8 protein-coding genes and 1 pseudogene are annotated in these 12,735 nt (G+C 38.4%); all 9 read right to left on the bottom strand.

Annotated elements, in window-relative coordinates; translation table 11 throughout:
• Positions 1-63 precede the first annotated feature (63 nt).
• Positions 64-2,088, bottom strand: coding sequence for a methyl-accepting chemotaxis protein (locus BPR_RS06610; RefSeq protein ID WP_013280690.1), 2,025 nt, complete (start codon positions 2,086-2,088; stop codon positions 64-66).
• A 111-nt stretch (positions 2,089-2,199) separates the two neighbouring features.
• Positions 2,200-2,667, bottom strand: a complete 468-nt coding sequence (gene smpB, locus BPR_RS06605; RefSeq protein ID WP_026662708.1) for an SsrA-binding protein SmpB — start codon at positions 2,665-2,667, stop codon at positions 2,200-2,202.
• Positions 2,668-3,144: 477 nt separating this feature from the next.
• Positions 3,145-5,154, bottom strand: a pseudogene (rnr, locus tag BPR_RS06600) (ribonuclease R); the annotation flags it as partial.
• Between the two features lie 236 nt (positions 5,155-5,390).
• On the bottom strand, positions 5,391-5,633 hold the full coding sequence (secG, locus tag BPR_RS06595; RefSeq protein WP_013280687.1) for a preprotein translocase subunit SecG: 243 nt from the start codon (positions 5,631-5,633) through the stop codon (positions 5,391-5,393).
• Between the two features lie 143 nt (positions 5,634-5,776).
• On the bottom strand, positions 5,777-7,324 hold the full coding sequence (gene gpmI / locus BPR_RS06590; protein WP_013280686.1) for a 2,3-bisphosphoglycerate-independent phosphoglycerate mutase: 1,548 nt from the start codon (positions 7,322-7,324) through the stop codon (positions 5,777-5,779).
• A gap of 144 nt (positions 7,325-7,468) precedes the next feature.
• Positions 7,469-9,217 (bottom strand): DUF4153 domain-containing protein, encoded by a 1,749-nt coding sequence (locus tag BPR_RS06585; RefSeq protein WP_042256709.1) that lies wholly within the window; start codon positions 9,215-9,217, stop codon positions 7,469-7,471.
• A 33-nt stretch (positions 9,218-9,250) separates the two neighbouring features.
• The gene (locus BPR_RS06580; RefSeq protein ID WP_013280684.1) at positions 9,251-10,420 is read right to left on the bottom strand and encodes a cation diffusion facilitator family transporter; all 1,170 of its coding nucleotides are present in this window, start codon (positions 10,418-10,420) and stop codon (positions 9,251-9,253) included.
• 36 nt (positions 10,421-10,456) lie between these two features.
• Positions 10,457-11,134 (bottom strand): thiamine diphosphokinase, encoded by a 678-nt coding sequence (locus tag BPR_RS06575; protein WP_013280683.1) that lies wholly within the window; start codon positions 11,132-11,134, stop codon positions 10,457-10,459.
• 112 nt (positions 11,135-11,246) lie between these two features.
• Positions 11,247-12,689 carry a tetratricopeptide repeat protein gene (locus BPR_RS06570; RefSeq protein ID WP_013280682.1) on the bottom strand — a complete coding sequence of 481 codons (1,443 nt, stop codon included), beginning with the start codon at positions 12,687-12,689 and terminating at the stop codon, positions 11,247-11,249.
• Between the last annotated feature and the right edge of the window lie 46 nt (positions 12,690-12,735).

Genomic DNA, 12,735 nt, shown 5'->3' with positions numbered 1-12,735 from the left:
GCGGCCAACTCTAGTTCATATTCAAGCTCTTTTCAAAATCAAATATTTGACTAAAAAAGTATATTAAATGTCCTTAAAGAACTTCATCTCTTCGTTGAGCTGTTCAGCAATATCTTTAAGAGAATTAGCAGCTCCTGCCAAAGTAGTAACTGTAGCGGAAAGCTCTTCCATTGATGCTCCTGTTTCTTCTGATGATGCTGCATTTTCTTCAGAAATTGCAGAAAGAGCACTCATAGTATCAACAACAGCATTCTTGGAATTATCGCAAGTCTCAGCGCCTTCAGAAATAAGCTGAACACCTTCTACGGTACTACCGATGTCTGAGAGCATTCCATTAACTGCATCAAGCGTTTCTCCAAGAGCAATCTGCTGATCGTTATTACCCTGTTTAACATCTTCAGCAGCCTGGACTGCTGCTTTACTCTGTTCAAGAAGTGACTCCATCTCTTTCTTGATGTCATCTGCCATCGCCTTAGAATCTTCTGCAAGCTTACCGATTTCTTCTGCAACAACTGCAAATCCTTTACCGGCTTCTCCTGCTCTTGCAGCCTCAATGGAAGCATTAAGAGACAATAGATTTGTCTGGGTTGCGATAGATGTAATACCCTCTACCTTCTCACTAATATTATTAACAGCATCCTGAGTTGCTCCGATTGTCCTTGAAATATCTTCAATCTTGGCTGTCATCTCAGCTGAAGAATCCTGCAGTGATGTAAGTGAATTACTTGAAATTTCTGATGCTTCCTTCATCTTTTGAGCTATATTGGAAAGATCATCGGAAGAATTCTGAACGTTAGCAACTGCATCGCCAATTCTTCCAACATTCTCAGATGCACTCTGAATTTCATCAGCCTGCTGAGTAGCACCTGATGCTATTTCCTGAACTGCATTTGAAACATCTTCTGCTGTCTGTGATATCTGATTTGCCATATCTGATAGTTCTTCAGAAGAACTACCAACACCTCTTGCAGATTCTTTAATGTTTGATACTATGCCATTCAAGGTATCTATAACTGAATTTGTAGCCTTTGAAATAGCACCAAACTCATCCTTACGAACATCAAAGCCATCGATCCTCTTGAATCTACCATCAGAAAGTGCTGCAAACGACTCATTAAGAGCCTTAATTGGTTCAGTAAAGCTTCTTGCCATTATGAAGGATATAGCAGCAGCTACTACAGTTAAGATAACACCAATAATAATAACGATAGTAGCAGATTTTCTAGCTGCAGACATTATTAAATCAGCATTCTGAGCTACAACAACCACAAAGCCTGATTTTGGCTCTTTAACATATGCATTATAATTTGTACCAAATTTGGATTTGTTTTTATAATAGCCTGATGCAAGGCCTGATGTATAAAATTCTGAAGTAGATACATCTACTTCATCATGAACTCCTTCAGCGATTTCATACTGTGAATGAGCCGCAACCATGCCTGTTCTATCAACAACAAAAGCGTTCTCCGCCTGTGCTGCCAATAGTTCGTGCAGATGGGAAAGATTATAGTTTCTATGAACGATACCAATTATTTTATCATTGAATTTAATAGGTGCAGCAAAAGTGATCATTCTGTCACCGGTAGTTTTGCTGACTATGATATTGGAAATATACTCATTTCCTTTAATAGCTTCCTGGAAATACTCTCTTTCAGCAACATTTACAAAGTCACCGGTTCCTCTTGCTATCTGCATTCCCGTTTCATCTGTGACGGAAGTGTTCTGACCATCATTTAAAACCTGATCATATTCATAAAGAGTAGACTGAACTGCATCATATGGAATACCTGCTCCTCCTACAGCATATTGGATCACAGTAGGATTAGATGCAATGCTCTTGATCATATTCATATTAACTACAATAGTCTCATCAAAGGCAGCCTCTATATATTTGGCTTGCCATTCCTGTGCCGTCTGAGCATCCTCAAGAGCTTTACTAGTAGAAGTATTGTAGCTGACTATTACTGCTACAACCAAAGGAATAATAACAACAAGAAGCATTACACAAATCAGTTTCGTCTTGATACTATCCATAAAGCCAATCTGTGCACCATTTTGTCCGTTATCATTGTTCATTTTTTTAGCCATGATAAGCCTCCACGCATAATTATCGTATTAACAACAATTTCTACGTTTTATATTGTACCGCTTATCATGGCTAATTTGCTATTTTATGGTAATCTTTAATAATAATTTAATTTATCTTAAACTTACTTTATAATCTCTAAGTGCTTCTCTCTGCTGATCCTTCTTGGCCATGTCTGCTCTCTTATCATAGAGCTTTTTACCTTTAGCAAGGCCAACTTCAACCTTCACTTTTCCATTTTTGAAGTATACTTCAAGAGGCACAAGCGTATATCCCTGTACCATCTTCTGCTGATCAAGTTTTCTGATCTCAGCCTTATGCAAAAGAAGCTTCTTAACCCTTAAAGGATCCTTATTGAAAATATTACCTTTTTCATATGGGCTTACATTCATTCCCATTATAAAAGCTTCGCCTTTATCAATGCTGATCCACGCCTCCTTGATACTGCATTTGCCCTGTCTGATGGACTTAACCTCCGTACCAAAAAGCTCAATACCGGCTTCGTACTTCTCTTCAATGAAATAATCATGGTACGCCTTTTTATTATTTGCTACTAATTTCCTAGCCTTATCTTCTGCCATAATAATATGCAATCCAATCCTTACTTTTTATTTATCAAGATTAAAAAACTAAAGCTGCAGTTAACCTGAAACTTATTTGTGTTTTCTGCCTTTGCCCTGTGCGCTTCTTGCAGCCTTACTGGTTGCAGACTTCTTGTATTTATGAACCTTATAAACCTTGCGTCCCGAATCAGTTTTATCCTTATCTTTCCGGGATGAATTCTTGGCTTCTTTGGACTTGCTGCTCTTTCTGGATCCCTTGCCATATTTCTTGTCCTTATCCTTATGCTTGGGCTTAAGTTCCCCGGTTCTGGAATCAGGCTCATAGTCATTAAGATCAATCATCCGACCTTCATACTCAATAATACGCCCCTTTGCCTGAGTATCGTCTTCAACAGTCTGCGACCTTTCGATAAGTTTCCTTACCTTATTTGCCCTGCTTTCAGCAACTTTTCTAGCATCAGAAAAAACAACAAAGTCATCTGGGTTATAGCCAAATTCATCATCGTCACTATCATTTTCGCTTACGATCCTGAAATCTATTGTCCTGGTTATTCTGTCAGCACCAAGAACCTTGATCATGACTTTCTGTCCAAGGGCATACTCTTTATGAGTTCTCTCTCCAACAAGCTTCATATGATCTTCGTCGTAAACATAGAAGTCATCATTCATAGAAGCAGCTCTGATCATACCTTCACAGGAATTATCAAGCTCAACAAACATTCCCCAGGCTGTAACACCGGAAACAATTCCTTCAAATGTCTCACCAATATGCTGTTCCATATATTGAGCCTTCTTGAGCTTGTCTGTTTCTCTTTCTGCTTCCTCTGCACGTCTCTCAGTTTCAGAAGAATGTTTGGCAACTTCATCAAGAATCTCTTCATAATGAGCAATCTTATCTGCGTTAATTCTCCCCCTCAAATGATCCTTTATGATCCTGTGGATCTGAAGATCAGGATATCTTCTGATTGGAGAAGTAAAATGGCAATAATAGTCAAATGCAAGTCCAAAGTGCCCTGTGCACTCAGTGCTGTATTTAGCCTGCATCATGCTACGAAGAGTCATTCTGCAAATAACCGCTTCTTCCTTACTGCCTTCTATCTGTTTGAGGAGCTTTTGCAGCTCTTTAGGCTTAACACCAACATCTTTTCTCATTCTGATATGGTGGCCAAAGTTAGATACAAAAGCAGATAAAGTACTGATCTTCTCAGGATCAGGCTGTTCATGTATACGATATACGAATGGACTCTGCAGATAATAGAAATGCTCCGCAACAGTCTCATTTGCAGCCAGCATAAAGTCCTCAATAAGCTTAGTAGCAGTATTCCTCTGACGCGGAAGTATATCTACAGGATTGCCTGCTTCATCAAGAACAATCTTAGTCTCCGGAAAATCAAAATCTATAGCACCCTTGTCTTCTCTCTTTTTACGTAAAAGAGCTGACAAATCCGCCATTTGCCTGAACATCGGAACAAGTTCGCTGTACTTCTCAATTTCCTCCGCATCCTCATCCTCGAGAATCTTGGCAACTGATGTATAAGACATTCTCTCATCAACATTAATAACAGATTCTACAATATCATGGTCTATAACAACGCCGCTCTTATCTATAGTCATAAGGCAGCTAAGGGCAAGTCGGTCTTCCCCATGATTAAGAGAACAGATACCATTTGAAAGTCTGTGTGGAAGCATGGGAATAACTCTGTCCACAAGGTACACACTGGTTCCTCTTTTCAGCGCTTCCCTGTCAAGCGCTGAATTCTCCTGCACATAATTTGTAACATCTGCAATGTGAACGCCAAGATGGTATAACCCCTTCTCATCAATAGTAAGACTTACCGCATCATCAAGGTCCTTGGCATCTTCGCCATCAATTGTGACCATCTGAACATTTCTAAGATCGGTTCTACCCATCATGTCAGCTTCACTTATCTGATCAGGGCATCTGTTAGCCTGGTTTATTACTCTTTCGGGAAATTCACTTGGAATATCATATCCCTTAACAATAGACATAATATCTACTCCGGGATCGTTTATGTTTCCAATAACCTCTTTAATTTTACCCTCAGGCTTCTTATGTTCAAGGGCGTTGCCATAGTCTGTAAGCTTGACTACTACCTTATCTCCGGTAACAGCCTTGCCATGGTGTTCTATAGGAATAAAAATATCACTCTGGATTCTGCCATTATCAGGTATTACAAATCCAAAATTTTTCTCGCCCTGGTAAGTACCTACGACTTCGTCCATGCCCCTTACAAGAATGTTCCTGACACGACCTTCCTGTCTCTTACCGCTTGATTCCGGCAAAAGCTCGACCTCTACTGTATCAGAATGAAAAGCTCCGTGAACGTATTCTTCAGGGATAAAAATATCTTCATCCCTTCCCTCTACTTCAACAAAGCCAAAGCCTCTTGCGTTGGCAATAAATGTACCAACCACCATTTCGTTCTTATTTTTTTTACCAAGAAAACTTGCATTCATTCTCTTGAGACTCTTACCTTTACTCATAAAACCTCACATACTCAAATTAATATCAGCGGCTCTGCAACAAGAAAGCATGTTGCTTGCAACATGCTCGCGCCGAGCGCGGTTGCATTTATGCAACATTTACCTATCGCGCGAGTGCGCATCCATAGCGGAGCGTTTTTTATGATATAGGAATTTCGGAGAAATTTCCTATATCATAAAAAGAAAGGCACTCACTAAGGAGTGCCTAAAAATACTAAATAATTCAAATAAACAGATTAAAGAACGTTCATATTAAGAACAATTGCAATAACAACAAACAAAACTGAAAGAATGATTGTTACCTTCTTGAGTACGCCCTCTCTTGAACGGCCCTTGTTCTTGCCCCAATATGTATTCTCAACTGTTCCCTGAATTGCTCCAAGTCCCTGACTCTTGCCTTCCTGTGCAAGTACCAGAACTACTAAAGCGGCACAAATCAGCATAAAAATTACACCAACAATATAACCTAAAACGCTCACTTAAAATAACCTCCCAAAGTCAATCTGTCGCTTATAGCCTGAAATATGTAAATTACAAGCAAATACTACTCTACCACATTTGCGTTGTATCGTCAATTATCTGCAAGTATGATTCCAGGCTTATAGTCGGCAAATACTTAAAATTACTTCTTGATAAGAAGTGACTTACCAGTCATCTCTGCAGGCTGCTCCTCACCCATGCACTCGATGAGTGTAGGAATGATATCAGCAAGGCATCCGCCCTCTTTAAGAGTATATGCAGGATCATAGTTAACAAGAATAAATGGAACAGGATTAGTTGTATGAGCTGTCCAAGGCTCACCTGTCTCATAATCGATCATCATATCTGCATTACCATGGTCAGCACAGATGAACATTGTGCCATTCTGAGCCTTAACAGCATCAACGACCTTGCCCACGCACTCATCAACAACCTCAATAGCCTGAACAGCTGCAGGAATGACACCTGTGTGTCCTACCATATCAGGGTTAGCAAAATTAGCAATGATAACATCATATTTCTGGGAGTTGATAGCATTAACAATCTTCTCACATACTTCAGGAGCACTCATCTGAGGCTTAAGGTCATATGTTGCTACATCCTTAGGGCTGTTAACAAGTACTCTGTCTTCACCCTCATTAGGCTGCTCAACACCACCATTAAAGAAGAATGTTACATGAGCATACTTCTCAGTCTCTGCGATACGAGCCTGCTTCATTCCCTTAGCTGCGAGCCACTCTCCAAATGTATTATTGAGAAGGACCTTCTTGAAAGCAACTTCCTTATTAGGGATAAGTGGATCATAATCTGTAAAGCAAACGTAAGTAACCTCAGGTCTCTTACCTCTTGCAAATTTATCAAATTCATCATCACAGAAGCAATGTGTGATCTCTCTTGCTCTGTCAGGACGGAAGTTATAGAAAATAATTGAATCGCCATCCTTGATAGTTGCTACAGGCGCACCATTCTTCATGATAACTGTAGGGATAACAAACTCATCTGTCTTACCATCCTTGTAAGAAGCAACCATACACTCATGTGCTGAATCAGCCTTATTTCCTTCGCCCTTTGTAAGTGCGTTGTAAGCAATCTCAACACGATCATAGTTGTTATCTCTATCCATTGCATAGTAACGACCTGAGATAGAAGCAATAGCACCAACACCAAGCTCTTTCATCTTGTCTTCGAGCTGCTGAACAAAATCAATTCCGCTCTCAGGTGGAGTATCTCTACCATCAAGGAAGCAGTGAACGAATACCTTATCAAGGCCGTTCTTCTTGGCAAGCTCTAAGAGGCCATAAATATGTGTGATGTGGCTATGAACACCGCCATCAGAAACAAGACCATATAAATGAAGAGCTGAATTTTTCTCCTTGCAGTTATTAATTGCAGTCATAAGACCTTCATTAGTAAAGAAATCACCATCTTCGATAGACTTGGTAATTCTTGTAAGCTCCTGATAAACAATTCGGCCGGCACCCATATTCATGTGACCAACCTCTGAATTACCCATCTGACCATCAGGAAGACCTACTGCAAGACCGCTGGCATATCCTTTAACAAAAGGATAATCCTTCATAAGACCATCCATTACAGGAGTCTTGGCCATAGCAATAGCATTTCCCTCAGGGTTATCATTAAGACCATATCCGTCAAGAATCAAAAGAACTGTAGGCTTAGAACCTCTCATTTATATATCCTCCATTTCACATGCCGGGATTTTCGCCGGCACAATCAACAATATTATAGTAAGGATGTTAATCATCCTTGCATAGTATAGCTCAATAGTAGCTTGTCTGACAAGTAATTAACAAAAACTTAATGATTGTTTCCCTTATTTCAGCACATATCCTCTAAGATCAATATATTTAATACAGTCAGCGTCATAATAATCGCCGCGAAAATCAAGCCCTGAGATAATAAGGATTCCTCCATCCATAAGCTCAACAGGCTCATTTATAAGTTCAGATGCATGTTCACTTTCCATAGACAAATCTTTTTTATCAAGTTCTATGAATTTATCTGCAAGTGGCTTGAGATTTACTATTCCAATAACTTCATCGCCGTTATAAAGTGGAAGCATCTCAAGATCATAGTTTAAATCAAGGCTTTCGTCATAAAAGCTACCATAATTCTTGTTTATGTAGTAAAGCTCATCATAATCGCTAACATCTATCTTATCCACATTTCTGTCAGAGTAAACATAAAAAGTATCAGAACTCGAATCATCACTGATATCTGAATATGATCTCAGAATATCTATCTGCTCGTCAGAGAGTTTTTTCTCCAGATATTTGTTTCCGGCAAACCCGCCATCTTTTTTGATAGCATGAAAAGCTTCATACGCCCTGCTCTTTAGCGTATTATCCGCATCATCACCAAGCTTAAAGCATTTCTCTATCACTGCTCTCTGAGAGGCTGTAACTACACTATACATATTGATCTTTGGGAAAAAGAGCATAATAAATGCCGCAATGATGATTACAAACAAAACGCTTGAAATTATATCTTTTTCCGAAAAAAATCTATAAGTGTAAATACCAAAATACACTATTTCAAAAACAATAAGTGCAAGCCCCATATACCTTGATTTGGTAAAGCCATATTCTGACACCCTCATATACAGGCACATTCCCTGTAAAATAATGAATGGGATATAGATAAAGGGCATTATTCTGATGTACTTCCTGATGAATCCCTGGCTGCACCCAAGAGCCATAGTCCAGATCATGATCCCGGCGGCAAATAAACCTGTAAGTATAGAAAAAGCTTCATTTGAAGGGAACTTCCATGTTATAAGAATCTTAATGATATAGACATAGATAATCACAAAAGCTATAGATTCTAAAATTGTCAGAACATAGGTCAAAACTATCTTGCCAAATTGAGAAATACTATCTTTTGTCCTGGAAAGAGCCATTACTGCACAGGGGAATTGAACAAGTCCGATCAGCAGAATCTGAACTCTCTCAGAAAGATTAAGTCTATAAGTATCAAAAATAAGCTCATCGAAGGCAAAAACAATAAGCGCAGATCCAATTGCAATAATAGCATAGACAAGTTCCGCTTTCATAAGTGAGCAGAAAGCCTTTGCAGCATAACCTTCAAAGTTTTCATTACTTCTTTTATAAAAGAAAAAAACAGAAAGGCATAAAAGAGTGATCAACGTAAATACAAATATGTCAGCAGACAATCCTGTATAAAGCGTGCTCTTATCTCCTAAATACTCTTTTACAAAATCAGTATTAACAACTACGTAATTCTGCCCAAAAGCTAATACTGCCACAAGAGAGGCTATAATATAAAACGCTGTAGTTTTCGCGTTAAATGGCTTGTACTGCGAATCTGAATTCTTTTTATAAAGATAAAAAGCTTCACACAAAAGGATTCCCAGTGACAGTCCAATAAGTGAAAATGCAGATCCATTAAGTATGTCTCCAAGTATGCCGTTATAAAAACTGTTAAAGGTTCCTCCGCAATTTACGGCATAAATTAGCATGGCAAGCATAAATACAGCAGCTGATGCAAAATGCTCTTTAATAGTCTCCCGATAGATATTCTTTATTTCCCCAACGATTTTCATACACCCTGTTCCCCATTTAAGCAATTATTTAATTTATGCATCCTCTTTATCAATTGTTATGTCACAGGTAACGCGAGGATCAATATTTCTCATATGCTCTATGAGATAGTTTTTTATATCATCATCAGACAGATCATACTTATACGGAGTGATGACATCAAAAGACAGTCTTCTCTCCTCTTCGTTAGAATGCACTAAACGAAGATCATGAAACTTAAGTTTAGGATCAAGTCCATTTAAAAGAGATTTGACAAAAGCCTTTTCCATTTCGGTTTCTTCATCATGAAGGCTGACAGGATCCATATGGATCACTGCTGTACAATGGTATTTTTGTCTTAGCTCATTTTCAATATCATCTATCAGATCATGAACAGTAACAATGTTCTGATTATCAGGAACTTCAACATGGAGAGACATTATTATTCTGCTCGGGCCATAGTTATGCACGAGCAGGTCATGAACTCCGAGAATTCCATCATGAGACATAACAATATTTTTGACATCTTCAACAAATTCCTTACTTGGTGGCTCACCAAGAAGGGGATTTATGGTATCTTTGGCAGATTCATATCCTGTTTTAATGATAAAAAAGCCTACAAACACACCAAAATATCCATCAACAATGATTCCCGTCTTATATGCAAAAATACTTGATGCAAGAACAACCGATGTTGTAAACACATCAGAAATACTATCCATTGCAACCGATTTCAAGGTCTTAGAGTCAATTTTATCAGCAGCCTGAAGATTTCCCTGAAACATTAGAAGCTTCACTAATATGGAAACAACGAGAATAACTGCTATTGTTGCATTAAATTCAACCGGCTCAGGATTTATTATTTTATTTACTGAAGTTCTGGCAACCTCACATCCGGTCAGTATAATAAAAAGAGACACGATAAGTCCAGCTACATATTCAAGTCTTCCATGGCCAAAAGGATGCTGCTCATCAGCTTCTTCTCCTGCAAGCTTAAACCCGATAAAAGTCACTATAGATGACGCTGCATCAGACAGATTATTAAATGCGTCACCAAAAATAGAAATGGAACCACTGATAATACCTGCAATAAACTTGGTCGCAAAAAGGAAAATATTAAGAATGATCCCCAGAATTCCGCTAAGTAAACCATACCCTTGTCTGACACCGGGCATTTTATACTGTTCATAGTCTTTTATAAAAAAACGCGCCAAAAAACAGATCATATATAAGCCCCCATATCTTCAAGAAAATTCTAAATATTATTGAAACTCTGTAATTATTAAGAGCGTACCATCTTTTACAGATATTTCTGCTTCTTCATCAATTATAAACTCGTTGCTGACACCAAGAGGAAAATCATTTTTGAGCTCGCCGTTTTCTAGATTATACATTAGTCCTCTTAATGTGACTCCCAGGGCTCTCTCAGAAAGAGAAAAAACAGATATATATCCGGTGTTTCCCTTATGAAACTTAATCGACTCATTCTCAGCTATCATGATCATTCTATCAGCGTCAAATATATATCCTCGCCCACCATTGTGCTTGATATACAAAAGAGTCTGTATATTGGCAATTGTATGATCAAATCTCTTACCGCCAAGTGTTCCATACAGATAGAATTTACGGTATCCCTTAGAAAGCGCTATTTTGACAGCTTTTATCGTATCTGTGTCATCTTTTCTAACTTCAAGTTGAACCACTCTGTCAGGGTCATGCTCCTTGATTTCATTGATTCCTCTTATAACATCGGGCTCTGCTTCACTAGCAGAATCAAAATCTCCAACTATAAGATCAGGAAGTATTCCAAGCTGCTGAGCATACTTAAATCCTGCATCGCAGGCTATAACATAATCGCCTTCATTTATAGGGATCTCCAAAGGAACAAAAGTCCCCGCTGATATTATTATACATTTTGGCTGAGTAGCATTTGATTGCATCTTGATATCCTTATTAAAATTTTTTATTCCTATATCATAAAAACCAGCACATCCTCATTTATCAAGATGCACTGGTTTCATTATACCATTTATACTCTATTACTCCACATGATCATGCACGGATTCTGGATTCGATGGTCTTAATATCCATCTCATACTCATCTGTTCCGCCCCAGTCACCTACTATTGTCTCAGTTGTCTTGCCGGTCTCGTCAGTAATTGCAGTAGATAATCTGTAATTCATCTTGGCAACCTTGGTATTATTGCCTGAATTGGTGTAACTCTTAAGATAAGTTACAGTGTATTTGGTATGAGGATACATGTTGCCATCAATTGATCCCGGTTCATAAGATATTGAATTTCTCTGAACGCCGTCATCCTCAAAATAATTTGCCCAAAGAGTTATTACACCTGCTGTATCCGGATTCTCCTCAAAATCAAGAAATCTGTAGCTGAATTTGCCGTCGTTTCTATTGAGGATAATAGCCTCTCTGCTGATAGCGACATATGTTGTATTCTCCTGAGGAGTCTCCTCATTGTTAAGAAATACATTTCTAAGATTAATATACTCATCTGATACAACAAAATCTCTAAGGTCATCTACGTTTCCAACATCAAGCTGAGTAAAAATATCAGCAAAAACGCCCTGAACGCTCTGAGCATTGTCGATGCAGTCCTTAACAGATGAAATCTCATCACTTGTTCCTACAGTATTCATGACATTATCAAGAACACTTCCATAAGCAAGCGCATCTTCATAGTTCATGGTAAAAGAATCAGAAGAAGGAACAGCATATTTAAGAACAAGTGCCTTAAGTTCATCAGATGGAGCTGTCTGATATACAGCTAGCATCCTGCCTATAAGATCAGCATACTTCTCATAGCTGCATCCGGACTCTGAACATCTGAACATTGAGTTGACGTCATCATCATATAAGCTAAAGCATCTGTCATAAGCAGCATCCATAAGCTGAATAGCATCTGTATTACTGCTGTCCTGCTCAAGAACAGACATGACACTTAAAACTGTATCAATATTACCATTACCCTCGTTAATCGTACTAACAGCGTCATTCATGATAACAGTAAGATAATTTGAAAGAAGTGCCTGGCTCTCTGTATTCTGCCATCCATCATATAAAACCTTCTTGGCAGATTCAGAATCATCTATGCTAAGATATGCACTTGCCATATTAGAATAAGCTGCAACAGAGCCGGAATCTATCTCAATTGCCTCTGAATACGAATTGATCGCTGCATCATATTCTGCCTGTTCTGAATATCTGTTACCGGCTGCTATAGCCTTATTAACCTTAACAAATGGCAAATGACTATATACTGCATATCCACACACAACAGTAATCACTGTGGCTATGCCAATAATTGCAACCTTCCTGATGTCTATTCTGTTAGCGCGCCTGCGCCTCTTCTTATGTTTACTACTCTTTTTAATAGAGTCAAAAGAGTGATCTTTCTCTCTGTAACCCATAGCCTTTTTGTAAACCATACTCCTTATAAAACCTAATACAAAAGTATCAAAATCCAACTTCCCCATTTCAACACTATCGCGTATTATATCATAAAATTTTTCTTAATTCCAT

This window comes from Butyrivibrio proteoclasticus B316 (assembly GCF_000145035.1).
GTDB lineage: Bacteria > Bacillota > Clostridia > Lachnospirales > Lachnospiraceae > Butyrivibrio > Butyrivibrio proteoclasticus.
Note: the sequence above shows the minus strand (reverse complement) of the source record. Positions and strands in the feature narration are given on the sequence as shown.

Excerpts from the sequence above, each read along its gene's own strand:
- BPR_RS06610 (WP_013280690.1), bottom strand. The coding sequence starts at position 2,088 with ATGGCTAAAAAAATGAACAATGATAACGGACAAAATGGTGCACAGATT.
- smpB (WP_026662708.1), bottom strand. The coding sequence starts at position 2,667 with ATGGCAGAAGATAAGGCTAGGAAATTAGTAGCAAATAATAAAAAGGCG.
- gpmI (WP_013280686.1), bottom strand. The coding sequence starts at position 7,324 with ATGAGAGGTTCTAAGCCTACAGTTCTTTTGATTCTTGACGGATATGGT.
- BPR_RS06585 (WP_042256709.1), bottom strand. The coding sequence starts at position 9,217 with ATGAAAATCGTTGGGGAAATAAAGAATATCTATCGGGAGACTATTAAA.
- BPR_RS06580 (WP_013280684.1), bottom strand. The coding sequence starts at position 10,420 with ATGATCTGTTTTTTGGCGCGTTTTTTTATAAAAGACTATGAACAGTAT.
- BPR_RS06575 (WP_013280683.1), bottom strand. The coding sequence starts at position 11,134 with ATGCAATCAAATGCTACTCAGCCAAAATGTATAATAATATCAGCGGGG.
- BPR_RS06570 (WP_013280682.1), bottom strand. The coding sequence starts at position 12,689 with ATGGGGAAGTTGGATTTTGATACTTTTGTATTAGGTTTTATAAGGAGT.